At 70.2% G+C, this 24,425-nt stretch carries 22 protein-coding genes; 11 read left to right on the plus strand and 11 right to left on the minus strand.

The features are described 5' to 3' along the window. Positions 1-74: 74 nt before the first annotated feature. Together AC21LY_RS16080 and AC21LY_RS16085 are read right to left on the minus strand one after the other, a co-directional pair. Positions 75-839 carry a GAF and ANTAR domain-containing protein gene (locus tag AC21LY_RS16080; protein WP_489047561.1) on the minus strand — a complete coding sequence of 255 codons (765 nt, stop codon included), beginning with the start codon at positions 837-839 and terminating at the stop codon, positions 75-77. A gap of 90 nt (positions 840-929) precedes the next feature. Beyond that, positions 930-2,978 carry a M13 family metallopeptidase gene (locus AC21LY_RS16085; protein ID WP_489047562.1) on the minus strand — a complete coding sequence of 683 codons (2,049 nt, stop codon included), beginning with the start codon at positions 2,976-2,978 and terminating at the stop codon, positions 930-932. Positions 2,979-3,135: 157 nt separating this feature from the next. Between AC21LY_RS16085 and AC21LY_RS16090 the strand changes: the two genes are divergently transcribed. After that, positions 3,136-5,208, plus strand: a complete 2,073-nt coding sequence (locus AC21LY_RS16090) for a CocE/NonD family hydrolase (RefSeq protein WP_489047563.1) — start codon at positions 3,136-3,138, stop codon at positions 5,206-5,208. 9 nt (positions 5,209-5,217) lie between these two features. Here the strand turns inward: AC21LY_RS16090 and AC21LY_RS16095 are convergent, their stop codons facing one another. Beyond that, positions 5,218-5,943, minus strand: coding sequence for a pirin family protein (locus AC21LY_RS16095; protein WP_489047564.1), 726 nt, complete (start codon positions 5,941-5,943; stop codon positions 5,218-5,220). Positions 5,944-6,024: 81 nt separating this feature from the next. Here AC21LY_RS16095 and AC21LY_RS16100 point away from each other — a divergent pair, with 81 nt between their 5' ends. After that, positions 6,025-7,656, plus strand: a complete 1,632-nt coding sequence (locus AC21LY_RS16100) for an NTF2-like N-terminal transpeptidase domain-containing protein (RefSeq protein WP_489047565.1) — start codon at positions 6,025-6,027, stop codon at positions 7,654-7,656. A gap of 1 nt (position 7,657) precedes the next feature. On the opposite strand, the gene AC21LY_RS16105 is transcribed toward AC21LY_RS16100, so the two are convergent. Both AC21LY_RS16105 and AC21LY_RS16110 read right to left on the minus strand, forming a co-directional pair. Next, on the minus strand, positions 7,658-8,074 hold the full coding sequence (locus tag AC21LY_RS16105; protein ID WP_489047566.1) for a DUF3054 domain-containing protein: 417 nt from the start codon (positions 8,072-8,074) through the stop codon (positions 7,658-7,660). Positions 8,075-8,274: 200 nt separating this feature from the next. Continuing rightward, positions 8,275-9,537, minus strand: coding sequence for a lysylphosphatidylglycerol synthase transmembrane domain-containing protein (locus tag AC21LY_RS16110; RefSeq protein ID WP_489047567.1), 1,263 nt, complete (start codon positions 9,535-9,537; stop codon positions 8,275-8,277). 34 nt (positions 9,538-9,571) lie between these two features. On the opposite strand from AC21LY_RS16110, the gene macS reads away from it, so the two are divergent. Together macS and AC21LY_RS16120 are read left to right on the plus strand one after the other, a co-directional pair. Continuing rightward, on the plus strand, positions 9,572-10,783 hold the full coding sequence (gene macS / locus AC21LY_RS16115) for a MacS family sensor histidine kinase (RefSeq protein ID WP_489047568.1): 1,212 nt from the start codon (positions 9,572-9,574) through the stop codon (positions 10,781-10,783). 28 nt (positions 10,784-10,811) lie between these two features. After that, positions 10,812-11,483, plus strand: a complete 672-nt coding sequence (locus tag AC21LY_RS16120) for a response regulator (RefSeq protein WP_489047569.1) — start codon at positions 10,812-10,814, stop codon at positions 11,481-11,483. A 60-nt stretch (positions 11,484-11,543) separates the two neighbouring features. On the opposite strand, the gene AC21LY_RS16125 is transcribed toward AC21LY_RS16120, so the two are convergent. Then, complete coding sequence (locus AC21LY_RS16125; RefSeq protein WP_489047570.1) at positions 11,544-11,816, minus strand: barstar family protein; 273 nt, start codon at positions 11,814-11,816, stop codon at positions 11,544-11,546. Positions 11,817-11,818: 2 nt separating this feature from the next. Then, positions 11,819-12,199, minus strand: coding sequence for a guanyl-specific ribonuclease (locus AC21LY_RS16130; protein WP_489047571.1), 381 nt, complete (start codon positions 12,197-12,199; stop codon positions 11,819-11,821). A gap of 342 nt (positions 12,200-12,541) precedes the next feature. Here AC21LY_RS16130 and AC21LY_RS16135 point away from each other — a divergent pair, with 342 nt between their 5' ends. Both AC21LY_RS16135 and AC21LY_RS16140 read left to right on the plus strand, forming a co-directional pair. Beyond that, positions 12,542-12,886 carry a hypothetical protein gene (locus AC21LY_RS16135; RefSeq protein WP_489047572.1) on the plus strand — a complete coding sequence of 115 codons (345 nt, stop codon included), beginning with the start codon at positions 12,542-12,544 and terminating at the stop codon, positions 12,884-12,886. A gap of 429 nt (positions 12,887-13,315) precedes the next feature. Further along, on the plus strand, positions 13,316-13,645 hold the full coding sequence (locus tag AC21LY_RS16140) for a hypothetical protein (RefSeq protein WP_489047573.1): 330 nt from the start codon (positions 13,316-13,318) through the stop codon (positions 13,643-13,645). 68 nt (positions 13,646-13,713) lie between these two features. Here AC21LY_RS16140 and AC21LY_RS16145 read toward each other — a convergent pair whose 3' ends face one another. Next, complete coding sequence (locus tag AC21LY_RS16145; protein WP_489047574.1) at positions 13,714-14,373, minus strand: TetR family transcriptional regulator; 660 nt, start codon at positions 14,371-14,373, stop codon at positions 13,714-13,716. A 144-nt stretch (positions 14,374-14,517) separates the two neighbouring features. Here AC21LY_RS16145 and AC21LY_RS16150 point away from each other — a divergent pair, with 144 nt between their 5' ends. From AC21LY_RS16150 to AC21LY_RS16160, 3 genes are read left to right on the plus strand one after another with little or no spacing between them, the layout of a single operon-like run. After that, positions 14,518-15,570 carry a flavin reductase family protein gene (locus AC21LY_RS16150; protein WP_489047575.1) on the plus strand — a complete coding sequence of 351 codons (1,053 nt, stop codon included), beginning with the start codon at positions 14,518-14,520 and terminating at the stop codon, positions 15,568-15,570. A 34-nt stretch (positions 15,571-15,604) separates the two neighbouring features. Continuing rightward, positions 15,605-16,777, plus strand: coding sequence for a fatty acid desaturase family protein (locus AC21LY_RS16155; protein WP_489047576.1), 1,173 nt, complete (start codon positions 15,605-15,607; stop codon positions 16,775-16,777). 33 nt (positions 16,778-16,810) lie between these two features. Next, positions 16,811-17,173 carry a hypothetical protein gene (locus AC21LY_RS16160; protein WP_489047577.1) on the plus strand — a complete coding sequence of 121 codons (363 nt, stop codon included), beginning with the start codon at positions 16,811-16,813 and terminating at the stop codon, positions 17,171-17,173. A gap of 283 nt (positions 17,174-17,456) precedes the next feature. On the opposite strand, the gene AC21LY_RS16165 is transcribed toward AC21LY_RS16160, so the two are convergent. From AC21LY_RS16165 to trmB, 3 genes are read right to left on the minus strand one after another with little or no spacing between them, the layout of a single operon-like run. Then, on the minus strand, positions 17,457-20,516 hold the full coding sequence (locus tag AC21LY_RS16165; protein ID WP_489047578.1) for an MMPL family transporter: 3,060 nt from the start codon (positions 20,514-20,516) through the stop codon (positions 17,457-17,459). A 33-nt stretch (positions 20,517-20,549) separates the two neighbouring features. Continuing rightward, positions 20,550-21,212, minus strand: coding sequence for an NYN domain-containing protein (locus tag AC21LY_RS16170; protein ID WP_489047579.1), 663 nt, complete (start codon positions 21,210-21,212; stop codon positions 20,550-20,552). Beyond that, the gene (gene trmB, locus AC21LY_RS16175) at positions 21,209-22,045 is read right to left on the minus strand and encodes a tRNA (guanosine(46)-N7)-methyltransferase TrmB (RefSeq protein WP_489047580.1); all 837 of its coding nucleotides are present in this window, start codon (positions 22,043-22,045) and stop codon (positions 21,209-21,211) included. The genes AC21LY_RS16170 and trmB overlap by 4 nt, the downstream gene beginning before the upstream one ends. 37 nt (positions 22,046-22,082) lie before the next feature. Between trmB and AC21LY_RS16180 the strand changes: the two genes are divergently transcribed. Both AC21LY_RS16180 and AC21LY_RS16185 read left to right on the plus strand, forming a co-directional pair. Then, positions 22,083-22,811 (plus strand): LppX_LprAFG lipoprotein, encoded by a 729-nt coding sequence (locus AC21LY_RS16180; RefSeq protein WP_489047581.1) that lies wholly within the window; start codon positions 22,083-22,085, stop codon positions 22,809-22,811. 8 nt (positions 22,812-22,819) lie between these two features. Next, positions 22,820-24,388 carry an MFS transporter gene (locus AC21LY_RS16185; RefSeq protein ID WP_489047798.1) on the plus strand — a complete coding sequence of 523 codons (1,569 nt, stop codon included), beginning with the start codon at positions 22,820-22,822 and terminating at the stop codon, positions 24,386-24,388. Positions 24,389-24,425: the final 37 nt, after the last annotated feature.

Raw genomic sequence — 24,425 nt, forward strand, 5'->3', positions numbered from 1 at the left:
TCTGATCGACTACACAACTTTCCGCGGGCACGCGGCCGGGCGACCCACCCGGCCGGGTCGCACCGTCGGGCCGGCTACTCCGGGCCGGCCTCGATGACCTGCTCGGCGACCTCGGCCAGCCGGATGTTGCTGTCCTGCGAGAGGCGGGCGAGGAGACGGAAGGCGGCGTCGGAGTCGAGTTTGTAGCGCTCCATGATCATGCCCTTGGCCTGGCCGATCACGTCGCGCGTGGTGAGCGCCGCCCGGATCTGCTCCTTCTCGCGCACCGCGGAGAAGGCGACGGCCGCGTGCACGGCGTAGAGGGAGCCGATGGAGATGGACTCGGCGTCGAAGGCGTGCGGCTTGCGGGCCAGGAGATCCAGCGTGCCGTAGGCCTCGCTCTGCACGTACAGGCAGAACGAGAGCATCGAGCCGACCCCGGCGGCGTGCGCGGCGGCGGCGAAGCCCGGCCAGCGCTCGTCCGTGGCGGTGTCCTCCACCAGCTGGATCGTGGTCGATTCGAAGGTCGCGCCGATGCACGGGCCCTCGCCCAGTTCACGCTGGACGTCGGCGACGCGCTGCGCCTCCTCCCCGATGACGACGGGGTGCGTGATGCCGCCCTTCGAGTCGACGAGCGTGATGCTGGCGAAGTCCGCTCCGGGCACCTGGTCCACGGCGAACTGGGTCGCGGCGGTCAGGAGTGATTCCGAATCCGTGGACTGCACTCGTAACAGCCTCGCGATCTCTCCCATCCGCTCGCCGAGGGTCAGTTCCTCAAGTGGGACCTCTGGCGCCTCGAGGACGACCCCGAGTACCGAGGGGAGTTGTTCACCGGTCTGCTTGCGTGAAGGCACGGCCACCCGTTCTCCGTGCCAGGCCGACACGGGATCACATCGTGGTTATCCGCCGGTTGCTGGACGGGACGTTCGTTATTCGCTATCGGTCGGTTGTCACCATATCGACACGCGGTGCTCGTGGTCCAGAAACAGGCGATCCCCGGCACGGACGTCGAACGCCCGGTAGAACTCGTCGAGGTTCGAGACGATGGTATTGCAACGGAACTCCGCAGGCGAGTGGGGGTCGATCGCGAGCCGCCGGATCGCCTCCTCGGGGCGGGACTTGCCGCGCCAGACCACGCCCCAGCTGAAGAACAGCCGTTGCAGCCCGGTGAGGCCGTCGATGCGGGTGGACTCGTCGTCGACGGTGCCGCCCGCCCGCTCCCGCGCGATCGCGTAGGCGACGAGCGCGATGCCCAGCCCGCCGAGGTCGCCGATGTTCTCGCCGACGGTGAAACCGCCGTTGACGTGGTGCTCGGAGCCGCCCGGCTCGCCCGCCAGCTCCCGCGGCACGAGCGCGTCGTACTGCTCGATCAGCGCCTTCGTGCGCTTGCCGAACTCCTCGCGATCGGCGTCGGTCCACCAGTCCTCAAGGTTGCCGTCACCGTCGTACTTGGCGCCCTGATCGTCGAAGCCGTGGCCGATCTCGTGCCCGATCACCGCGCCGATGGCGCCGTAGTTGACGGCGTCGTCGGCGTCGGGCGAGAAGAACGGCGGCTGCAGGATCGCGGCCGGGAAGACGATCTCGTTCATCCCGGGGTTGTAGTAGGCGTTGACGGTCTGCGGGGTCATGAACCACTCGTCGCGATCGACGGGCGCGCCGATCTTCGCGAACTCGCGGTCGTGCTCGAAGGCCTCGCCGCGGCGCAGGTTGCCGACCAGGTCGTCGCGGCGGATCTCCAGCGCGGAGTAGTCCCGTGAGCTGTCCGGGTAGCCGATCTTCGGCGTGAACTTGCCGAGTTTCTCCAGGGCCCGCTCGCGCGTCGCCGGGGTCATCCACGGCAGGTCGGTGATCCGGCGGCGGTAGGCCTCGACGAGATCGGCGACGAGCGCCTGCATCCGATCCTTGGACTCGGCGGGGAAGTGCCGCGCCGTGTACAGCTCGCCCACCGCGAAGCCCAGGTACTGCTCGACCAGGGTGACGCCGCGCTTCCACCGGGCGCGGATCTCCGGCGTGCCCGTGAGGACGGTGCCGTAGAAGGCGAAGTGCTCGTCGACGAGGGCGTCGGTGAGGAAGGGGCTGCGCGCGTGCAGGACGCGCCAGGCCAGCCAGGTGCGCCACTGCTCGAGCGGGCGGTCGGCGAGCAGCGTCGCGGCGTGGGCGGCGAAGGAGGGCTGTCGGAGGTTCACCTCGGTGAAGGCGGGGGAGACGCCGGAACCATCGGCGCCGGGACCGTCGGCTCCGGTCACGGCGGCGACCCACGCCGCGGGCGCGAGGCCCGGCGCCTCGGCGGTGAGCTCGGCGAAGGTGCGCAGGTTGTAGCCCTTGTCGGCGTCGCGGCGCGCGACCACGTCCCAGTGCCCGGCGGCGATCGCCGTCTCCAGGTCGAGGATCTGCGCGGCCGCCGCGTCCTCCTCGCCCGGGGCCACGACACCGTCGAGCACCTCCGCGCCGAGCCGGAGAGTGGCGGCGACGTGCGCCACGAACTTCTCCCGCACCGGCGCGTACTGCTCCTCGCGGTAGTACGCCTCGTCGGGCAGGGAGATGCCGCTCTGCACCAGGTTGACGAGGTAGCGGTCCGAGCGCTTCGCGTCGGTGTCCACGTAGTAGCCCAGCAGCCCGCTCACGCCGGTGCGCTGGAGGCGGCCCAGCACGGTGACCAGCTCCGCCTGCGAGCCCACGCCGCGGACCTCGGCGAGTTCGCCGGCGAGCGGGGCGAGCCCGGCGGCGGCGATCGCGTCGACGTCCATGAAGCTCGCGTAGAGATCACCGATGCGGGCGGCGTCGCCGGTCGCACCGGAATCGGCGGCGCACTCCTCGATGATCGCGCGCACCGTCTCCTCCGCTGCGTCCCGTAGCGCGTAGAAGGCGCCGTCGGTCGAGCGGTCGGCGGGTATCTCGTGCGTGTCCAGCCAGGCGCCGTTGACGTGCCCGAACAGATCGTCCTGCACGCGGATTCCGGAGTCGACGTGGCTGAGGTCCAGAGCGGGAGAGGTGGTCACCGCTCCATCCTGCCAGCCCGAGCCGGCGTCTCACATAATGGGAGAAGTGACTCGTCAGTATTCCCTGTGACCCGCGACACGGTTAGCGTGCCGGGTGACGAATACCGCAATCGGGGTTACCCGACGCGGTGCCGAGAAGTTAGAGGGGATTCTGTCGATGAGTCTGACCCGTCCGCACCTGCGGCGCGCATTCGCCGCACTGCTCACGGCCCTCGTCCTGCTCGGCGTATCGGTCACCGCACCGGGGCTCACGGGCCGCGCGGCCGCGGAACCGTGGAAGCCCGGCACCGGCGTCGCCGGCCTGATCAATCCCGAATGGACCGCCTCGCACGACGGTCCCACGCAGTACCCGGGCATGACCGTGGACTGGGACGTGCCCATCCGGATGTCCGACGGCACCGTCCTCAAGGCGAACGTCTTCCGCCCCGCCGATGCCGCGGGCCGGGCGATCACGACGAAGACGCCGACGATCGTCAACCTGACCCCGTACACGAAGTTCCTCAGCGCGATCTCCCAGGTCGTGGTCAACACGCCGGTGCTGTCCGACGCACTGATCGGCGTGCTCAACCTGTTCAACTTCGCCGGCACGCCGATCGCCGGAGTCAACGACCTGCGGGACGTCCTGAACGGGGGCATGGCGAACTCGTTCACCGGCGTCGACCGCAAGCTCGTGCAGAACGGCTACACCCAGGTCGTGGTGGACGTGCGCGGCACCGGCAACTCGCAGGGCGTGTGGCAGGTCTTCGCCGAACGCGAGCAGCAGGACACCGTCGAGGTGCTGGACTGGGTGCGGAAGCAGCCCTGGACCAACGGGCGCATGGGCATGACGGGCGTCTCGTACTCCGGTATCAACCAGCTCCAGGTGGCCGCGAGGAACCCGAAGGGGCTGCAGGCGCTGTTCCCGGTCGTGCCGGGCGCCGACCTCGCGGCCGACATCATCGCCCCCGGCGGCGGTCTCGGCGTCGGCTTCCTCGGCCCGTGGCTCGCCCTCGTCAACATCCTCAAGTTCGTGCCCGACGTGCGCTCGCTGCTCAACGGCACCTTCGACTGGACGTGGCTGCGGGACCGGATCCTCAATCCCGCCGTCTTCGTGCCCCAACTGCTCTCGGGCGTCTTCTCGCCCACCGTCGAACAGCTCGACCCGAAGACCAAGGAACTGGTCGACAAGAACTCGCCGCTCCGCGCGGCCTACCGCACCCCGCTCGACAGGATCACCACACCGACCTTCGCCTTCGGCGCCTGGCACGACCTGTTCACCAACAGCGAGTGGCGCCTGCCGACGGAGCTGAGCAGCCTTCCGCCGAGCAAGAAGAAGCTCATCATGGGCGACGCCTATCACGTGACGGTCACGCACGACCTCGGCGGAGTGAACCAGCCGCCCCGCGCCGACGTGTTGCAGAAGGCCTGGTTCGACAAGTGGCTCAAGGACGCCGACAACGGGATCGACAATTACGCGCCGGTCACCGTGCACCGCAAGGGAGGCGGCTGGTGGCAGGGCGAGAGCTTCCCCGAGCCCGGCCAGAAGTACCAGCGGATGTACCTGTCGAGCCTGCCCTCCGGGTCGGCGCCGGGCGCGCTGAGCGACAACAGCCTGCAGACGTCGGCGCCCAGGATCGCGGCGCGGCGCACCGTCGGGCCGGGCCTGAGCACCCTGTGCTCCAACGACACCGCCCAGGCGATGTTCGGCCTGCTCGTCTTCCAGGGATGCTCCGCCGACAACCGGGTCGCGGAAATGAACGGCCTCACCTTCAGCTCGAAGCCCGTCGGTAGACCGACGGTGGTCTCCGGGCCGATCAATCTGCACCTCACCACGGCCCAGGACGCCCGGGACGCCTACTGGAGCGTGATGGTCACCGACGTCTCGCCCGACGGCCGGTCCGAGGTCATCAGCTCCGGGCAGCTGACCACCTCGCTGCGCCAGATCGATCAGCAGCGGAGCATCCGCACCGCCGCCGGCGACTACTCGGCGCCGTACTACCAGCTCGACGTGGCGCAGCGGCAGCTGGTGGCGCCCGGCCAGGTGGTCGAACTGGACATCGCGACCCACGCGACCAGCGCGGTGCTGAAGCCGGGGCACCGGCTGCGCGTCGACGTCTTCGCGCTGAACCTGATCAAGGCGATGACCCTCGGCCCGGTCAGCTCCGAGACGCAGTTCCGGCAGCAGCACGTGCTCATCGACCCTCGACGGCCCAGCTACCTCGTGGTGCCGTCCGACCGGCCGCTGCCGTAGCGGGTCCGGTCAGCCGCCCAAGCGGGTGCGCATCCGCCAGAACAGGAGCTCGGCACCGTCGGGCCCGGCGGTCGCGCGCCGTCCGTCCCCGACGGTGCGCAGCGAGTCACCGTCGGACAGCTCGCCCGGGCCGTCGACCTGAGCGGAACCGGCGGCGAGGTAGAGGTGCCCGAAGGGCGCCTCGGGGAGTTCGACGGTGCCGCCCGGGGCCAGGCGCGCCGCGAACAGGGTGGCGCCGCGGTTGCCGATCCGGATCGCGGCGTCCTGCGCGGGGTCGCCCGAGGCGACGGGGACCAGCCCGCCGGCGGCGAGGTCGGCGTCCACCTCCCGCTGCTCGTACGACGGTGCCCCGCCCGGCTCGTCCGGCAGGACCCACATCTGGACGAACCGGACGTCGGCGCCCGCGGGATCGGGGCGGTCGTTGCGCTCGGAGTGCAGCACGCCCGTGCCCGCGCTCATGCGCTGCGCGAGGCCCGGATGGACCAGCCCGGCGTGTCCCTCGCTGTCCTGATGGACCAGCGAACCGGAGAGCACCCAGGTGACGATCTCGACGGCGCGGTGGGGGTGCGTGTCGAAGCCCGTCCCCGCCGCGACCCGCTCTGCGTTGCAGGCCAGGAGCACGCCGTGGTGGGTGTTGTCCGGATCGTAGTGGTCGCCGAAGGAGAAGCAGTGCCGCGATCGGACCCCCGGCATCGACGACGCCGCACGGTCCCGTGAGCGAACCAACCGATCCATATCCCAAGGATGCCATGTGCGGCCCGGTAAACTCCGCGGCCAGGGATGCCGAACGCACCATGAGCAGCGAGGAGATCTTCAGTGAGACGCAGCGGCCGGGCACGGTACGGCGTCGCGGCGGTGGCCTCCATCCTCCTGCTGGCGGTCGGATCCGGGCTGGCCGCGTGCGAGGACGACGGGTCCGCCGACGTGCAGAAGATGCTCGACGGCTACGCCTCGGCCCTCGGCGAGGGCAAGGCCGTCGCGGCCGCCGCCTTCACCTCCTCGCCCGATACGGCGGGCGGCGTCATCGGACGCACCCTGCGTGACATGGACGCGAAGTCGGTGCAGGTCAAGGCGTCGAACGTGCAGCGCTACTCCGGCGGCAACGCCACCTTCGACGTCAAGACGCACTGGAACTTCGGCGACGGCCGCGACTGGGACTACACCACCAAGGGCAGCGCCTCGCAGCTGTCCATCGGCTGGCGCATCTCCTGGGACCCGGCGGTACTGGCGCCGGGGCTCACCCCCGAGACGGCGATCCGCCAGATCCGCACCGACGCCAAGCCGCCGAAGGTCTTCGCCGCCGACAACTCGGAGCTGATGTTCGCCGGCACCGTGCACCGGCTGACCGTCGACCCCAACACCACCAAGAACCTCACCGACAGCCTGAACCGCGTGGCGAAGATCGTCTCGCCCGTCGCGCCGTTGGTCACTCCGGAATCGCTCGCCGCGAGGGCGAAGGCCGATCCCGGCAAGCCGGTGCCCGTCGTGGACCTGCGGGACGACGACTACGGCGTACTCGGCGATGCCCTCAAGGCCGTTCCCGGACTGCAGGACACCACCGTGGGGGATCTGCTGATCGCCAACCGGCAGCTGTTCTCCCCGCTCTTCGACGGGATCAAGGGCGCCTGGCAGGCCAACCGCGACGCGACCGCCGGGTGGGAGGTGCAACTGCTCACCAACGGCAAGCCGCCCACCAAGATCGTCGGCTTCCAGGGGCCGCCCGGCCCGGACCTGCGGACCTCGATGGATCCGAAGGTGCAGCTCGACGTCGAGAACGCCGTCGTCCAGCTGGGGCAGCCGGCCGCGATGGTCGTGCTCTCGATCTCCAGCGGAGCGGTGCTCGCGGTCGCGCAGAACACCCAGGCGAGCACCGTGTCCACGGACTGGGCGCTGACGGGACTCTCCACCACCGGCCCCGTGCTGGAGCCGCTCTACACCGAGGTCAACGCCGCCGCGGGCAACGACGCCGGGAAGCAGGCGAAGCTGCTGGCGCCGCTCGGTATGGGCACGGACTTCGCGATGACCGGCGTGCGGACCACGACGGCGGAGCTGCCCGGTACGGGAGGCCGCGCCCCGGCGGGGCTGGGCGCGGACACCGTCCAGGCCAGCCCGTTCGGGATGGCCGTCTTCGCCTCGGCGATCGCCAAGGGGAAGACCACGGCGCCGTGGGTGGTGCAGGGGCAGACCGCGAAGCCGAGCGCGCCGCTCGGCGACGTCGACGAGAAGGTCCTCAAGGCGGTGCGGGCGAAGATGGACGCCACCGTCTCCCCGTCCGGGGACGGCGGCGACCTCGTCGCCACCAAGGTCAAGGGCCTCGTCGGCACCAACGGCCCGCAGGGTCCGGGCTGGTTCATCGGCTACCGCGGCGACCAGGCCTTCGCGATCATGGTGACGGGCGATCGGTCCGGCAGCGGGTCGCTGCAGGTCGCGGGTGCGTACCTGAAGTAGGTCAGAGGTTCGCGGGGGCTTCTGCTCGGCGGGCCAGCACGATCCGGGCGACGGTGCGCCAGCCCAGCAGGAACAGGCCCAGGGCGATGGTGGCCACGATGACGAAGCTGACCTCCACGCCCTTGGACGTCAGTAGCCCGCGCGCGGTCATGCCGAAGGCCACCGTCGAGATCCAGATGAGGACGCCGGCCGGGAAGACGCGTCCCGGCGCGAAGGTCGCGGCGCGGCCGGGCTCGTGGCCGCGCAACGCGGCCAGGACGTAGGTGAACGCCCAGCCCACGGCCAGCGCGAGCAGGAAGGGCCATGCGGTCTCGGCGAAGCCGGACGGCGAGAAGGCCTCGTTGTGGTTGAACCGCCCGATCACGACGAACAGCAGGACGAAGGCCACGTCGACGGCGGCTATGACCGGAATGCGCATACAACGAAGGTAGTTGATCTCGAAGCTCCTGCCGGAATCGGTGCGCGGGCACGCGGTCGGGGCGCGGTCCTCCCAGCCGCGGCCCCGACCGGGCCCTGACCCCCTCGCCCCCCTCCACTCCGGGGCGCCGTGAGCGGTGCGGGTCCCTCGCTCACAGACACGACGATGCCGGAGCGCGCTTCCAGCCCGGTTGGGAAGGGCTAAAAGCGCTGTTCGGGCGGGGTTTCCTCGGTCGACGGTGCGCTCTTGTCGGGCGGAGCGTCGGGCTGGGGCGGGGTTTCGTTGTTCTCACCGGACTCACCGGACTCGCCGGACTCGCCGGATGCGGACGGAGCCTCGCCGTTCTCGCCGGTCTTGTCGGTGGCGTCGGGATCGACGTCCATGGTGGCGCGGTAGGCGATGAAGAAGACGGCCCAGCCGACCACGACGACGAGGACGTAGCTGATCAGGCGGTACAGGATCGTCGCCGTGAAGGCCTGGCTGGCGGGCATCCCGGCCAGGACCAGGGCCGGCACGAGCGCCGCCTCCACGAGGCCGAGGCCGCCGGGGATGGGGCTGATGGTGTTGACCACCTTGGACGCCGCGTAGGCGCCGGCGAGGGCGGCGAGGCCGGGCGCGTCGCCGACGGCGTAGCAGGCGAAGGCCAGGCAGGCGACGTCGGCGATCCAGTTGAACATGGACCAGCCGAAGGCCTCCGCCCCGTAGCGGCGGCTCATCTTGACGGCCTGGAGCTGCTCGATCACCTCGCGCAGGCGGGCCAGGCCGGTGTCCTCCGGCTTGTTGCGCAGGTCGTTGATCCAGCGGATCAGTCGCGCGCCCACGAAGTACAGACCGTCGGGGTGCGAGGCGATGTACTGGACCATCACGATGAAGACCACGAGCATGCCGACGGAGAACATCACCGAGTAGGGGCTCGATTTCGCCCCGGCCAGCAGCGCGCCCACCAGGCCCAGGACCGCGAGGCCGGCGGACATGAGCAGCCCGCTCATCACGATCTGCCAGGCGGCGACCACCCGCGAGGCCCCCCACATCCGGCTGCGGCGGTAGACGAGGGTCGGCGCGAGCACCTGGCCGCCCGGCATCGTCTGCGAGACGGAGTTGGACGCCAGCTGCAGGCCCAGCGCCTGCCGCTGCGTCACTTTCACCCCGGCCGAGCGCAGCAGCACCCTGGTCACCTGGGCGAACGAGTCCATCGAGAAGAAGACCGCGACCACGCAGGCCAGGACCCATTCCCAGCGGATGTGCTCGAGCTCGCGGACCGATTTGGAGACCGTCGGGCCGAACAGGTAGGCCTCGATGCCCAGGATGATCGCGATGATCAGCAGCAGGGTCCGGCGGACCCAGCGCAGGCGACGCCGAGTCGCATCGACGTCCTTCGACGGGGCGCTCGTCGAGGGCCCGTCCCCGGAGGGCTCGGCGCCCGAGGGCTCGGCGCCCGAGGGCGCGTCGTCGTCTGCCTGCATCGGCGCCAGCCTACCCAGCGGTTACCGTGGGCACATGCCAGGCCTCGCATCGCGACTGCGGCGCGCCGAACCGGCGGGCGATGCGCCGCCGCCCGCGTCGGTCGCGGATCCGCGCGCCCCGCTCTGGCGCGGCGCCCAGTGGTTCCGCGCGCTGTCCGTCGTCTACGCCGTGGGCAGGCAGGTCGACGAGGCCGACCGGTACCAGCGGATCGGCTGGAGCTGGGTGATGATCGGCGCCGTCGTGGCCGTCAGCCTCATCGCCGGCGTCGGGTACGTGCGCGGCTTCGGCCGTACCCGGTGGTTCGTGGTCGGTGAGTTCGCGGCCGCGGCCGTGCTGGCGTTGGGCACCGTCTGGGTGGCCTCTCCGGAGTTCACCGCGCACAACCAGACCCTCCCCACCACGTTGTGGCTGACCAACCCCGTGGTCTCGGCGGCGATCCTCAGCGGTCCCGTCGCCGGCGTGGCGGGCGGCATCGTCATCGCCGTCGTCAACGCGATCTACCGCGGTACCTTCCCCGATACCCTGCTCCGCGACGCCAACTACCCCGTCTTCATGGCCGTCGGGCTCGGGCTCGGCGTCGCCGCCCGGGTCGCGATCCGCTCCCAGGAGCAACTCCGCGAGGCCGAGCGCGTCGCCGCCGAGGCCCGCGCCCGGGAACGCCTGGCGAGGGAGGTGCACGACGGCGTGCTCCAAGCCCTCGCCTTCCTGGCCCGACGGTGCGCCGAGCTCGGCGGGCCCGGTTCGGAGCTGGGCGCGTTGGGGGAGCTGGCAGCACAGCAGGAGCGAGCGCTGAGGCACTTGATCGCCGAGACGCCCTCCGGCGCGCGCGGACCGGAGGGCGGGGGCACCGTCGACCTGCGGGACCTGCTGCGACCCCTGGCGTCCCCGACGGTGACCCTCGCCGAGCCGGGCGGGCCGGTGCTGCTCCCGGCCGGCCCGGCGGCCGAGCTGGCTGCGGCCGTGCGGAACGCGCTGGAGAACACGTCGCTGCACGCCGGCCCGGGCGCGCGCTCGTACCTGCTGCTCGAGGACGTCGACGACGCCGTGCTGGTGACGGTGCGCGACGACGGCGCCGGAATCGCGCCGGGACGCCTCGACGCCGCGCGGGCGGAGGGCAGACTGGGGGTGTCGGAGTCCATCGTCGGGCGGATGCGGGCGCTGGGTGGCCGGGCCGAACTGACCACGGAGGTGGGTGGAGGCGTGGAATGGGAGTTGTCGGTGCCGCGGTCCGCGGGCGAGCAGTGACCGCACTGATGATGAGGAGGCGAGCGCGATGGATACCTCGGTGAGCGGGCCGGACGGGGACGCCGGCGGGATCTCGGTGCTGGTGGTGGACGACCACCCGATGTGGCGCGAGGCCGTGGCCCGCGACCTCGAGACGCGCGGCTTCGTCGTCGCAGGCACCGCCGATTCGGTGGCCGCCGCGGGGCGGATCGCGAAGGCCGTGCAGCCGGCGGTGGTCCTCATGGACATGTCGCTGCCCGACGGGAATGGCGCCGCCGGCACCGCGCTCGTCCTGCAGGCCGCCCCGAAGGCGCAGGTGTTGATCCTCTCCGCCTCCGACGAGCGCGACGACGTGGTCGAAGCCGTCAAGGCCGGCGCGTGCGGCTACCTGGTCAAGAGCGCCTCCGCGGAGGAACTGGTGGCGGCGGTGCACGCCACGGCGGCCGGGCAGCCGGTGTTCACGCCCGGCCTCGCCGGGCTGGTGCTGGGCGAGTTCCGGCGCATGGCCTCGGCGCCGGAGCCCGTCGGTCCCGCGCTGACCGCCCGGGAGACCGAGGTGCTGCGGCTGGTGGCGAAAGGACTGTCCGCCAAACAGATCGCCACCCGTCTGCACCTGAGTCACCGCACCGTCGAGAACCACGTGCAGTCCACGCTCCGCAAACTGCAGCTGGGCAACCGGGTCGAGTTGGCGCGGTACGCGTTGGAGAACGGGTTGGATTGAGGCCGGTTACTCGCCGTCGTCCTCGTCGTCGAGCGCCGGCGATCCCGCGATCGCGCCGGATCAGACGGTGAGCGGGATGCCGGCGCCGGCGAAGACGTCGAGCACCTCGGCGTACAGCTTCGCGCCGAGGGCTCGGCGCACCTCGTCGGCGTGGGTGATCCGGAAGCCGAAGGGCTGGTCCTCGGGGGTGCCGAAGCCGCCCCGCAGGCAGTCGACGAGCGCGTCCAGGTTGCTCCCGAAGTAGCCGCCGGTGCCGTTCACGGCACGGCCGAGCTCGGTGTAGAAGTCCTCGACGTCGCGCACCCGGCGGCCGTCGACGGTGTAGGTCCGCATCCTCAGGCTCCCGTCACAACGCAGAACGAGGCGTAGTGGTCGCCGGTGTAGTACCAGTTCGGCGGTGAGGTCAGCGGCGTGCCACCGGTGATGATCCGGCGCGTTCCGCGGGTCGCCGAGCCCGGCGTGATCACCGTGTACTCGTGGTAGTAGCCGGAAGCCTGCGCAGGCAGGATCCCCTCGCGGTTCTGGAAGACGATGCCGTCGTTGCGCGGGTACGGGAAGGGCCCGCCCTGGCGGATGAGGCGCGCGGTGTCCGTGGCCTGCTCCGGGAGCGAGGAGAGTGCGCAGGTCGGGAGTGCCGCGGAGGAGGGGGAGACGGTCGCGACGAGGACGCCGAGGGCCACGGCAACCGATCCCGCGACGCGAGGTGCGGTGATCATGCGAGAAAAGTTAGCCGAACTAGATGATCGCGCGGTGGCGACGCGGTGAAATCCGGTGTCTGACGAACGATCTTGAGTCGGGTCGACCCTCGAGGGCGCGGGTGTTCCGAGTCGCCGGTCGTGGGCCGGTGGTTCCCCGTGAAGCAGCACCTGGGTGCTGTAGGGTGTAAACATAGGTGGAAACCATGGTGTAATCAGGGTTGCATACTTGGCTGGAGGGTTGCTAATGTCGAAGTATCCGCACGAGGTGGATAGGTCTATAGACCCAGGAGGGGGTGGCAGACCGTGACTAGCACGACGATCCAGTCCGTCGATCAGAGCGCCCACCAGGAAGCTATGCGTATGAGCGACAGTGAGCTCGCGGCGGCACTCCGAGATGCCCTTGGTGCGAAGCTGGTCGCCTACCTCGCCGGTGTCGGCGAGACGCGCACCGTTCGTGGCTGGGCGGAGGGCAATCGGGCTATCGGGACGCAGCTCATCCGCGATCGTCTCGTTGTCGCCTTCCGGGCGCTTCGACTGGTCACGGTGCGAGATACCGATCGCGTCGCTCAGGCGTGGTTCCTGGGTATGAATCCCGCCCTGGATGACGAGGCTCCGGCGAAGGTGATTCGCGACAGTGACGACAATGGGGCGGAGGCACGTCGCAACGTGCTCCAAGCGGCCCGCAGGTTCGCTGCCGTTGGTTAGTGTCTACGGGTGGCTGGCAGCGCTCGGGGCGACTCTCAACTAGATATTCGCAGTCTCGTAGCCCACTCGGTTTACCGTGTGGGCTACGGGCCTAACCCGTGGACTTTCCCGAGTGGCAATACGCTGAAAATCACCGATTCGACAACCGCTGGGATGACCCCGAGGGCAACTGGCGCATGCTCTACGTGGGGTCGACTCTGTATGGATGTTACCTAGAGGTCTTGGCGCACTTTCGCCCGAAGGTTGATGCATACCTCGAACTGGATTCCATAGTCGACGACGGGTACGGCCAGGACTATCCCACGATCGGTCCCGGCAGAGTGCCCGGGTCCCTGGCGAAAGCCTCGAGTTGCGGGAAGTGCCAGGTTGGAGGGGCACTTCTGTCGGATCTCGTCATCGATCACCATCGGCACGCTTCGTCAGCACCTCATGCCCGCCGCTTATCGCCACGGCCTCGATGACCTCGATGCGGGTGCGCTGCGCCTGCCGGCGCCACGAGCGTTCACGCAAGAAGTGTCCGCATGGCTCTATCGATGGAGGCATCCGAGCCTCAACATCGATCTCACCGGCATTCAATACCGGTCTCGGCACGGTGACGATGTGTATCTCTGGGCGATCTACGAACGTCGCCCTCCTTCCCGTAGCGATATCTGCTACTGCTCGGACGCGTTGATCGAATGCGATGCGCGACCCGTCGACTGGGAAGACGGCGACCTGCAACGCGCAATGGAAAGTCTAGGGCTGATCTGGGACGACTGACCGAAGAAAGGCCGACCGGGAACGGCGAGGGGCTGGTCGGACCGTGGATGAATTGTGGACAGTCGTGACTATCGCTCGCGGGGCTGGTAGGAGGCCAGGCCGAGGGCGACGACGGTGAGCTGCCGGGTGGTGCGGTCGATGAGCTCGTCCTCGTCGCGGGTGTTGCGGGCGTCGATGCGCACGAGTTCGGCGACGAAGCCCAGCATGATCGTGACGTAGAGATCGGCCACCATGTCGAGGTCCTCGACGCTCAAGTCGGAGAGCGGGGGGATGCGCGAGAGATCGTGCGTCAGTTCTTTGGCGAACAGGCGTAGTTCCACGTCGATCGCGCGCTGCAGTTCGGGGGAACCCCCATACCGCTCGCGGACGAGGAACTGGAACTCGGCGTCGTTGGTGCGGGCCTGCCGCGCCACGATGCGGATCGCCTCCGCGCCGCTGGGGGCGACCCCCTCGCGCCGGCCCTCACGGAGCATCCGGCGCAGCACGCGCATCGCGTCCTCGACGAGGGTGACACCGAGGTCGTCCATCGACGCGAAATGCCGGTAGAAGGCCGTGGGCACCACGCCGGCCGCCTTGGCGACCTCGCGGAGCGACAGACTCGCGAACGAGCGTTCACCGGCCAGGGCGAGCGCTTCGTCGAGCAGGGCCTGCCGCGTGCGCTCCTTGGCCTCGGCCCGCGACGGTCCCGGAGTATGCCGTTCGACGGCGCGCGGGGTCGGTCTGGGCATGCCGTCGAGTCTATCGCTCCTGCGTTTTCGGGCGGGCCGGGCGGAGCTTGTGGTGGAGGTCACGGAACAGGTCCTTGACGGGGGACTGCTGACTGCGGGCATACTGTGAGTGTACAAGCGTGCACTGAACGGAGAAACACAGCCATGAGTCGCTTCACTCGATTCGCCGGATCCGTCATCGAGGCGGTGCTGACCCCGCACGCCGTGGATCGCTACCTCGAACTCGTCGACCCGATGGTCACCTGGACCGAGATCCGCGGCCGCGTCACCGCCGTCAGTCGCCGCACGGATCGCACGGTGACCTTCACCGTGACCCCGACCCGTCAGTTCGAGGGCTTCGAGGCCGGACAGTTCGTCCAGGTCAGCACTGTGATCGACGGTGTCCGGCAGACCCGGTGCTTCTCGCCCGCGGGCTCGCAGCACCAGGCCGGCGACCTCGAGTTCACCGTGACCGCCGACGCCGACGGACATGTGAGCACGTACCTGCGTGAGCACCTCGCCGTCGGCGACGTGCTGGGGCTCACCCCCGCCGCAGGCACCTTCACGCTGCCCGGAACCCCGGGGAACCGCCCCGAGCGGATCCGCCTCATCAGCGGCGGAAGCGGCATCACACCCGTTCTCTCGATCGTGCGCACGCTCGTGGACGAAGAGCACACCGGGCAGATCGACGTGCTGCACTTCTGCCGCGACTCGGCCGACAACCCGTACCGCGAGGACCTCGAGCGGCTCGCCCGCCGCCGGAACATCTCGGTCACCTACGTGTACACCCGCGCAGGCGGACGGCACCTCGGTCCCGAGCATCTCGAGGACTTCGGCGACATCGGCTTCGCCTGCGGCCCCGCGCCGTTGCTCGAGACCGCGAAACAGCTGTACTCCGACGCGGGCATCGAACTCCGCGTCGAGGAGTTCACGCCCCCGGTGGTGGCGGCACCGTCGGGCGAGGCGACCGGCACCCTGCGCTTCAGCGAGGCCGGCACCGAGGTCGAGAACGACGGCCGCAGCATCCTGGACCAGGCCGAGTCCTCCGGCCTGTTCCCCGAGAGCGGCTGCCGGATGGGCATCTGCTTCTCGTGCACGGCCGTCAAGAAGTCGGGCTGCACCACCAACATCCTCACGGGCGAGACCAACGACGAGCCCGACCAGCACATCCAGCTCTGCGTCAGCGCGCCCGTCGGCGACGTCGAGATCGCGCTCTAGCCACCACGACCACGAGAGACTCAGGGGAGAAATCATGACCGAACAGATCACCCTCACCGCCGAGCAGGTCCAGGAGATCGGCGAGCGGTTCGACGCGATCCGCGCCCGCATCCTCGCCGACCTCGGTGAGAAGGACCGCGAGTACATCTACAAGATCGTCCGCGCTCAGCGCGGCCTTGAGATCGCCGGCCGCGCGATGATGTACCTGCCGCCGCTGTGGCCGGTGGCCGTCGGCGCGCTCGGCGCGTCGAAGATCCTCGACAACATGGAGATCGGCCACAACGTCATGCACGGCCAGTACGACTGGATGCGTGAGCCGGGCCTGAACTCCCGCGAGTTCGAGTGGGACACCGTCTGCCCCGCCGACCAGTGGAAGCACAGCCACAACTACCTGCACCACACCTTCACCAACGTCCTCGACATGGACCGCGACATCGGCTACGGCATCCTGCGGATGGCGCCGGAGCAGAAGTGGCACCCCTACTACCTGGGCAATCTCGCCTACGCGAGTGCGCTCATGGTGCTCTTCCAGTGGGGCGTCATGCTGCACGACCTCGAGGCCGAGCGGATCATCAAGGGCGAGCGCAAGTGGGGCGACATCAAGGATCTCGTCGCCGGCATGCGGCGCAAGGCCGGCAAGCAGGTGCTCAAGGACTACGTCATCTTCCCGCTGCTCACCGGCCCGCTGTTCCCGCTGACCTTCCTGGGCAACATGTCCGCGAACCTGATCCGCAACCTGTGGACCTTCTCCATCATCTTCTGCGGGCACTTCCCGTCGGGCGTGCAGACCTTCACCAAGGAGGAGACGGCCGACGAGACCCGCGGCGAGTGGTACGTCCGGCAGATGCTGGGCTCGGCGAACATCAACGGCGGCCGCCTGTTCCACATCATGAGCGGCAACCTGAGCTTCCAGATCGAGCACCACCTGTTCCCCGACATCCCCGCCAACCGCTACCCGGAGGTCGCGGCCGAGGTCCGCGCGACGTGCGAGGAGTTCGGCCTGCCGTACAACACCGGCTCGCTGCGCGGGCAGCTCGGATCGACGTGGAAGAAGATCGCCAAGCTCTCGCTGCCGAACCGGTGGACCAAGCAGGAGCCGGAGCTGGCCGTGACCATCGAGCGGGCCCGGCACGAGGACGCCGCGTCGAAGGCGCTGGCCAAGGCGGGCTGGCAGCGCGCCGCCGAGCGTGAGATGGTGTCGGTCTAGGACATCTCGACCGGTACCGGAAGGACGCGGAACGTGGGCAAGCTGGAGCGGCGCAAGGACGCGGCGCAGGACGCGATCGAGTCGACGTCCATCCGCGTCGGCAGGATCGCCACGATCATCACCACCGCGGTCGCCGACGTCGCGCGCGAGATCGGTGACGCGGTGGGCGATGCACTGGAGATGCGGCAGGCGGCCAAGGCGGCCGCCGCGGACGAGGCCAGGCAGGCAGCGCCGGTACAGGCCGAGCAGGCCGCATCTCCGGCGGGGACGGAGCCGGTCGCATCTCCGGCACGGACCCAGCCCGCGGCGACCGGCGCTCCCGCCACGGATCTCCCCGGGGCACCGGCACCGGCACCCGCGGCCGAGTCGCCGGACGCCGAGCCCGACCGCAGCTGACACCTCCATAGCAAGCCCGAATCCGGCCCCGCGAACCTCTCACCGAGGTCGCGGGGCCGGATTCGTCGGTTCTCACGCAGCGCCCGACCGGCCTCGTCGGGCTTGACGGGGCGCGGTCCCGGCGTCGTCGGACCGCGCGGATCGCCGGGGACGACGGTGACCCGACCGAACCGGTCGCGGCGGCTCGTCGGGTCTCGGGGCGCGAGCGCCCCGCCGGCACGGTTCCCCCGAAGACGGCGGTGCCCCGCAGGAAAGGAGATCCTGCGGGGCACCGTCGTAGCTGCTAGCGCTCCTGATCGCGGCCGGGGACGGGGCCGCTCTCGCGGGGCCCGCCGGGGCGGGGGCCCTGCGGACCACCCGGGCCCTGCGGACGCGGCGGGTACGGCGGGCGCGGACCCTGGGGACCGCCCTGCGGCCCACCGGGCCGCTGCTGCCGGGGCAGCTGACCGCTCGGACCGTGCGGACCCGGACCGACCGGACCGCTCGGGCGCGGGCCGCCCTGGGGTCCCTGGCCGGGCGGCGGGCCCTGACGGTGCCGCTGCCCCTGGCCGGGCCCCTGCCCGGGCTGCGGCCCGCGACCGGGGACCGGCGGCTGGTAGCTGCGCGGATCCTGCGGCGGGCGCTGCGCGGGCCCGGCGGGGCGCGGCGGCAGCTCCAGCCGGCCCGAGAAGCCGGGCGGCGGTCCGGGGCGGCGCGGGCCGGGTCCGACGGGGGTCGGCCGTGCCGGCCGTGCCGCCGGTGCTCCGGGCAGGTTCGGCGGCGGGATCAGGCGGCCCGACTCCGGCGAGGAGATCGGCGCGCCCGCCGCGACCGGCACACCGGCCCCGACCAGCTGCGGTGCGGCCTTGCCGGGGGCGGCGGTGGCGGCCTTGACCTCGGACAGCGGGCGGCCGTCACGGGTCTCGGCGGGCAGCGAGGTCTCGCCGAGGCCGACGGCCTCCTGGATCTTGCGCATCCAGACCGGCGCCCACCAGGAGTCGTCACCGAGCAGCTTCATGACCGCGGGCACGAGCACCATGCGGACGACCGTCGCGTCGACGAGCAGCGCGAACATCAGGCCGAAGGAGACGTACTTGAGCATCACCAGGTCGGACGTCGCGAACGCCGCCGCGACGCAGGCGAGCAGCACGGCGGCCGCCGTGATGATCCGGCCGGTGTTGGCGGTGCCGGCCCGGATCGCCTGCTTCGTGGTCGCACCGGCGGCGCGTTCCTCGATCATGCGGGAGATCACGAAGACCTCGTAGTCGGTACTGAGCCCGAAGACCACCGCGATCACCAGCACCAGGACGGGCGCCATCATGGGGCCGCCGGTGAAGTTGAAGATGTCGCCGCCGTGGCCGTCGACGAACATCCAGGTCAGGAAGCCCAGCGTCGAGCCCAGCGAGAGCAGCGACATGAGCACCGCCTTGATGGGCAGCGTCAGCGAGCCGAAGGCCAGGAACATCGCGATCGTCGTGACCACGACCAGCAGCAGCATGAGCATCGGCAGCAGGTTCAGCATCGAGTCGATCGAGTCCTGCTGCAGCACCGGCATGCCGCCGACCAGGAAGCCGACGCCCTTGTCCGGGTCGGCACCGTCCATCGTGATCCCGCGCAGCGCCGTGACCGCCTCACCGACGGCCTCGGTGTCGTTCGGGTCCTGCATGCTGCCGTTCGAGACGCGGATCGCGACGTCGTGGCCGCGGACGACGAGCTTGTCCGAGGTGCCCTTGACGGTGGAGACGGCGTCGGTGGGCGGGCTGAACCGGGTGGAGTTCGGGTCCGCCGGGTTCGACCGGGTGAAGCCGGGGATCTTGTTCGCCTCGTCGAGCACCTGCTTGATCTGCGCGTCGCTGGCGTTGGTGAAGACGATCTTCACCGGCTGTCCGGTGTTGTCCGGGAAGAGCTCCTGGAACTGGTCCTGGGCCTGGCGGGTCTTGTCCGTCGGCGGCAGGTAGGTCTGCGAGATGCCGCCGAACTGCAGGCCGACGATCGGGATGCAGATCGCCAGCAGCAGCGTGACGACGCCGATGATCGCGGTCTTCGGGCGCTTCATGACCGCGTCGGTCACCTTGCCCCACATGCCGGCCTCGATGTTGGCCTTGGTCTTGGCCCGGCCCGTCTTCTCGGCGGCCCAGTGGATGACGCCGCCGATCAGCGGCAGCTTCCACTTGTCGAAGATCGTGAGGAACCAGTGGAAGCTGAGCGCGAAGACCTTCGGGCCGAGCACGGCGAGCATCGCCGGAAGCAGCGTGAGCGAGAGGATCGCGGAGATGAAGACGCCGAGCAGCGCGCCCGTGGCCATTGACGTGAGCAGGCCGAGCGGCGAGATGTACAGACAGGCCAGCGCCGCGACGATGAGCAGCGACGACATGATGATCGTGCGGCCCGCGGTCATCACCGTGCGTCTGACCGCTGTCGGTGTGTCGTACCCCTCGTCCAATTCCTCTCGGAACCGGGACACCATGAACAGGCCGTAGTCGTGCGCGATACCGAGGCCGATCAGCGAGATGATCGGGCCGACGAAGAGGTTGACGTCCGTGAAATCGGCCATCACCGAGGCGATCGCCATCGCGGCGCCGATCGTGAGCACACCGATGATCATCGGCAGCACCGCGGCGACGATGCCGCCGTAGACGAAGAACAGCACGATCGCGACCAGGGGCAGGGCGATGATCTCGGCCTTCTTCTGGTCCTTCTGCACGCCCTCGGTGACGGCCGAGGTGACGGGCACCAGGCCGCCGACCTGCGCCTGGAAGACGGGCTTGTTCGCCTCCGACTGGAGCATGTCCATGAGCGAGCCCTGGATCTCCACCCAGTCCTTGCCGCGCTGGGTGTCGTCCGCCGAGTGCATGGGCAGCGTGAAGAAGCCCCAGGTGCCGCCCTCCTTGTCGGTGCGGGTGAACTTCTTGAACAGCGCCTCGTTGGCCTGCGGTCCGCCCGGGGCGAACATCGTGTAGCTGAGGGAGCTCTCCTGCGGCTCCTTCTCATTACTCGGGTTGAGCTTCGGGTTGTCGCCCGTCGCGAACTTCGCGAGGATGTCCTGGCGCGTCTTCTCGACGGCCTTCTCGACCTCGGGGTCGGTGATCTTCTTGCGCTCCGCGGGCGTGCAGTCCTCCTTATCGGGAGGGCACGCGGGCTTGATGAGCACCAGAATGTCGGGCTGCATCTCGCGGCCGTTCGCCTGATCCGTCACCACCGCCGCGGCCACGGAGTCGCTCTTCTCGTCGTACAGACCGTTCATCTTGGTCTTGGCGCCGAGTCCGAGGAAGCCCCAGACACCGGTCACGGCGATGGAGACGAAGAGGACCGCGATGATCGTGTATCGGAACGCGTACGTGAAGCGTCCTATCGCTGCGAACAAGCGAGAATTCCTTTCCGGTGGCCGGTTCTAGGGCTAGGCCCGGCTCGAAAGTAGCGAGGACAGGGGACGGAACGGCTGCAGCCACGCACCCTCGTCGGGCAGCGAATCCAGGCTGACACGTGGCAGCGGCTCGCGGAACACCCCGGCGATGTCTTCGAGATCGACGAACTCCAGAGTAGGGGACGCGAGCGCCCACGCGGCGTGCTCGCGAAACCCCAGTACGGATACCGGTACCCCGCTCGCCGCGATCTCCTCCAGCGGCTCGCGGAAGGCCTGGCCGTCCGCGGAGGCGACGAGCAGCCCGCCGAGGCCCGGCGAGTACCGCCGGACGTCGATGTGGTCGAGCATGTCGTCGTCGACGTCGCTGTCCTCGTCGATCTTCGGCTTGGCGAAGACCGCGTAGCCCACGTTCCGCAGCGCCTCGACCCACGGGCGGACCACGTCGGCCGTTCCGGGCGCGATGTTGGTGAAGACGGTGGCCTCGGGCTCGAGGCGGGTGTCCGTGTCCGATTCCAGCGAGGCGGTGTACTCGAGCAGCCAGCGGCCCAGCGCGTCGAAGCGCGGGCGGTGCGCGGCCGTCGGCCGGCCGCCGAGGATCGAGCCCAGCCCCATGTCGAGATTGGGCGCGTCCCAGACCAGCAGGACGCGTTTGGCCACGTCGGGCTGCGGGTCGGCGGGTGCGTCGAATCCGGTCATCGCACCTCTCCTTCCTCCACGCGCTCCCAGACGAACTCGTGGATCTCGCGGCCCACCTGCGCGGCCTTGTCCTGGAACTTGGTCACCGGGCGGTCGACGGAGATCGGCAGCCCGGCATCGGCGAGTCGCGGCGGCAGCACCACGGGCCGCAGCAGCGGCTCCAAGGGTGCGGTCTCCGCAATGGCCTCTGCATAGTCTGCATGATCCGTCGCCACGTGCAGAATCCCTCCGACGCGCAGACGGTCCGCGATCAGCGAGAACATGCGCTGCTGGAGCAGCCGGCGCTTGTGGTGCCGGGCCTTCGGCCACGGGTCCGGGAAGTAGACGCGGACGCCGGTGAGCGAGCCCGGTTCGATCATGTCCTCCAGCATCGCGACACCGTCGCCCCGGACGACCCGCACGTTGGTCAGGCCCGCGCGCTGCACCGCGCCCACCAGCTGCGCGATGCCGGGCAGGTAGACCTCCACGGCCACCACGTCGTTCTCCGGCTCGGCCTGCGCCATCGCCCACGTCGACGTGCCCGTCCCGGACCCGATCTCCACGATCAGCGGGGCCTTACGCCCGAACCAGGCCTCCGCGTCCAGGGGGTGCGACGGTGCCGGGAAGGCACCGTCGGGCGGGGGAGAGGTGGGCGACGACGCCGGGCCGTCGGCGGGGTCCGTCGCGAGGGGCCGGGCAGGGGGGATGTCCCGGCCGAGGGTCTCCCAACCCGTGTCCATTGCGAGCTGTTGCGCGGGGGTGAGGGCGGCGCGGCGGGATCGGAAGCTGGTGACGCGGGGGTACAGCCGACGGTGCTCGGCGCGGGGGTCCTGGGACTGGGGCACGCTCTCCATCGTCCCAGCTTCACCATCGTGACCTAGCATTGGCCGCATGATCGCGCCCAACATCCGCCCCACGGCGCTCCGCCTCGCCTCCGCGGTGGTGGCACTGCTCGCCGTCGCCGGCCTGCTGACCGCCTGCTCGACGAGCGACGGAGCCAAGCAGAACGACGCCCCGCTGCCGGACGCCAAGACCCTGATCGACGCCTCGTCGAAGGCCGCACGGGACCTGCACGACGTGCAGCTGGACCTCGCCGTCGACGGCACCGTGCCCAACCTGCCCGTCAAGAGCGTCTCCGCCTACCTCACCAACCAGCCGAAGGTCTCGGGCCAGGGCGATGCCGAGGTCACCTTCAACGGCACCCAGGTCAAGGCCAAGTTCGTGGTCGTCGACGCGCACCTGTGGGCGCAGTTCGGCTCCGGTCAGTCCTACCAGGACATGGGCCTCGCCGCGGACGTCTACGACGCCTCCGCCATCCTCGACCCGGAGAAGGGCCTCGCCAACCTCATCTCGTCGGTGCGCGATCCCAAGGTCGAGGGGCGCGAGCAGATCGGCGGGACCGAGGCGATCCGCGTCTCGGGCGTCATCCCGGGCTCCGCGCTGGCGGGCATCGTGCCCAAGGCCTCGCTCGGCGACCGCCCCCTCACCTTCTGGGTGCAGGAGGCCGCGCCGAACAACCTCGTGCGCGCGCACGTCGGCTTCGATGCGGGCACCCTCACCGTCACCCTGTCGGACTGGGGCAAGAAGGTCGCGCTGCTGGATCCGAAGACAGCGAAGTGACGCTGACCATGACGCCCGAGGCGCCGAGCGAGGTGCGGGGCCGGGGCGTCGCCATCGGCGCCGCGGGCCTCGCGGTGCTGCTCGGTGCGCTCGACACCTATGTGGTGGTCTCGGTCCTCGAGGACATCATGCGCAGCGTCGAGATCCCGATCAACCGGATCCAGCTCGCGACGCCGATCATCACCTGGTACCTCCTCGGCTACATCGCGGCGATGCCGCTGCTCGGTCGCCTCTCCGACCGGTTCGGCCGGCGTCTGGTGCTGCAGGCCAGCCTGGCGCTGTTCATCGTCGGGTCCGTCCTGACGGCTCTCGCACACACCGTCCCCGAGGTTCTCGCGGGCCGCGTGGTCCAGGGCGTCGCGAGCGGCGCGCTGCTGCCCGTGACGCTCGCCCTGGCGGCCGACCTCTGGTCCGCGCGCCGACGGGCCGCGGTCCTCGGCTGGGTCGGCGCGGCCCAGGAGCTGGGCAGCGTCCTCGGCCCCGTCGTGGGCGTGGGGGTGGTGACCCTCGTGCACAACCACGTCGCCTCGGTGCCGCGCGACGACGCCTGGCGCGTCGTCTTCTGGATCAACGTGCCGCTCGCCCTGATCGCGATGGTGCTGCTGCAGCTCACCGTGCCGAAGCGGGCTGTCACCGCGCAGAAGGTCGACGTCGTCGGCGGGCTGCTCCTCGCGGTCGCCCTGGGGCTCTCGGTGGTCGGCCTGTACAACCCCGAGCCCGACGGCGAGCACATCCTGCCGCCGAACGGCGCCGCGCTCCTGCTCGGCGCCGCGGTGGCCTTCGTGCTGTTCGGCGTGTGGGAGAAGCTCGCGCGCACCAAGCTCATCGCCACCGCGGGGATGCGCGTGCGGCCCTTCCTCGCCGCCAGTGCGGCGTCCGTGTGCGCGGGGGCGGCGCTGATGGTGACGCTGGTCGACATCGAGATCTACGCCCGGATGGTCTTGCAGCGCGACGGGGTCGCCGCCGTACTGACCCTGGTCCGATTCCTCGTGGCGCTGCCCGTCGGGGCGATCCTCGGCGGCGCCCTCGCGACCCGCATCGGCGACCGGATCGTCTCCGTGGCCGGGCTGCTCGTCGCCGCGGGCGGTTACCTGTTGATCGCGACCTGGCCCACCGACGTGCTCTCGGCCCACTACCTGGGCTTCCTCCCCGCGCTCGACACCTCGCTCGTCATCGCCGGTTTCGGCCTGGGCCTGGTGATCGGGCCGCTGTCCTCCGCCGCGCTGCACGCGGTGCCCCTCTCTCAGGCCGGCATCGCGTCGGCCCTGCTCGTGGTCGCGCGCATGAGCGGCATGCTGATCGGCGTCGCCGCGCTCACCACCTTCGGCTTCTACCGGCTCAATGACATCGTCGCGTCGATGCCCGCGATCGCGCCGCAGGGCGACCTGGCGAAGACCGCGATCGCCGTCTTCAAACAGACCCAGGAGGCCTACGCGCTGATGTTCGGCGAGGTCTTCCTGGTGACCGCGGGGATCTGTGTCGCCGGCGCGGTGATCGCGCTCCTCGTCACCGGCGGGCGGCACGAATCGGCGCAATCGCCCACCGACGACGGCGAGACGCTCGTACCCTCGCGATAGGGAGCCGGTGCGGGGGCACTGGTGACGGAGCGGGGGC

This window comes from Tsukamurella sp. II2bb (genome assembly GCF_057815145.1).

Coding starts and splice junctions, on each gene's coding strand:
- AC21LY_RS16185 (WP_489047798.1), top strand. CDS start 22,820: ATGACGCCCGAGGCGCCGAGCGAGGTGCGGGGCCGGGGCGTCGCCATC.
- AC21LY_RS16095 (WP_489047564.1), bottom strand. CDS start 5,943: ATGGATCGGTTGGTTCGCTCACGGGACCGTGCGGCGTCGTCGATGCCG.
- AC21LY_RS16090 (WP_489047563.1), top strand. CDS start 3,136: ATGAGTCTGACCCGTCCGCACCTGCGGCGCGCATTCGCCGCACTGCTC.
- AC21LY_RS16180 (WP_489047581.1), top strand. CDS start 22,083: ATGATCGCGCCCAACATCCGCCCCACGGCGCTCCGCCTCGCCTCCGCG.
- AC21LY_RS16145 (WP_489047574.1), bottom strand. CDS start 14,373: ATGCCCAGACCGACCCCGCGCGCCGTCGAACGGCATACTCCGGGACCG.
- AC21LY_RS16170 (WP_489047579.1), bottom strand. CDS start 21,212: ATGACCGGATTCGACGCACCCGCCGACCCGCAGCCCGACGTGGCCAAA.
- AC21LY_RS16105 (WP_489047566.1), bottom strand. CDS start 8,074: ATGCGCATTCCGGTCATAGCCGCCGTCGACGTGGCCTTCGTCCTGCTG.
- macS (WP_489047568.1), top strand. CDS start 9,572: ATGCCAGGCCTCGCATCGCGACTGCGGCGCGCCGAACCGGCGGGCGAT.
- AC21LY_RS16140 (WP_489047573.1), top strand. CDS start 13,316: ATGCCCGCCGCTTATCGCCACGGCCTCGATGACCTCGATGCGGGTGCG.
- AC21LY_RS16120 (WP_489047569.1), top strand. CDS start 10,812: ATGGATACCTCGGTGAGCGGGCCGGACGGGGACGCCGGCGGGATCTCG.
- trmB (WP_489047580.1), bottom strand. CDS start 22,045: ATGGAGAGCGTGCCCCAGTCCCAGGACCCCCGCGCCGAGCACCGTCGG.
- AC21LY_RS16125 (WP_489047570.1), bottom strand. CDS start 11,816: ATGCGGACCTACACCGTCGACGGCCGCCGGGTGCGCGACGTCGAGGAC.
- AC21LY_RS16135 (WP_489047572.1), top strand. CDS start 12,542: ATGAGCGACAGTGAGCTCGCGGCGGCACTCCGAGATGCCCTTGGTGCG.
- AC21LY_RS16130 (WP_489047571.1), bottom strand. CDS start 12,199: ATGATCACCGCACCTCGCGTCGCGGGATCGGTTGCCGTGGCCCTCGGC.
- AC21LY_RS16150 (WP_489047575.1), top strand. CDS start 14,518: ATGAGTCGCTTCACTCGATTCGCCGGATCCGTCATCGAGGCGGTGCTG.
- AC21LY_RS16110 (WP_489047567.1), bottom strand. CDS start 9,537: ATGCAGGCAGACGACGACGCGCCCTCGGGCGCCGAGCCCTCGGGCGCC.
- AC21LY_RS16155 (WP_489047576.1), top strand. CDS start 15,605: ATGACCGAACAGATCACCCTCACCGCCGAGCAGGTCCAGGAGATCGGC.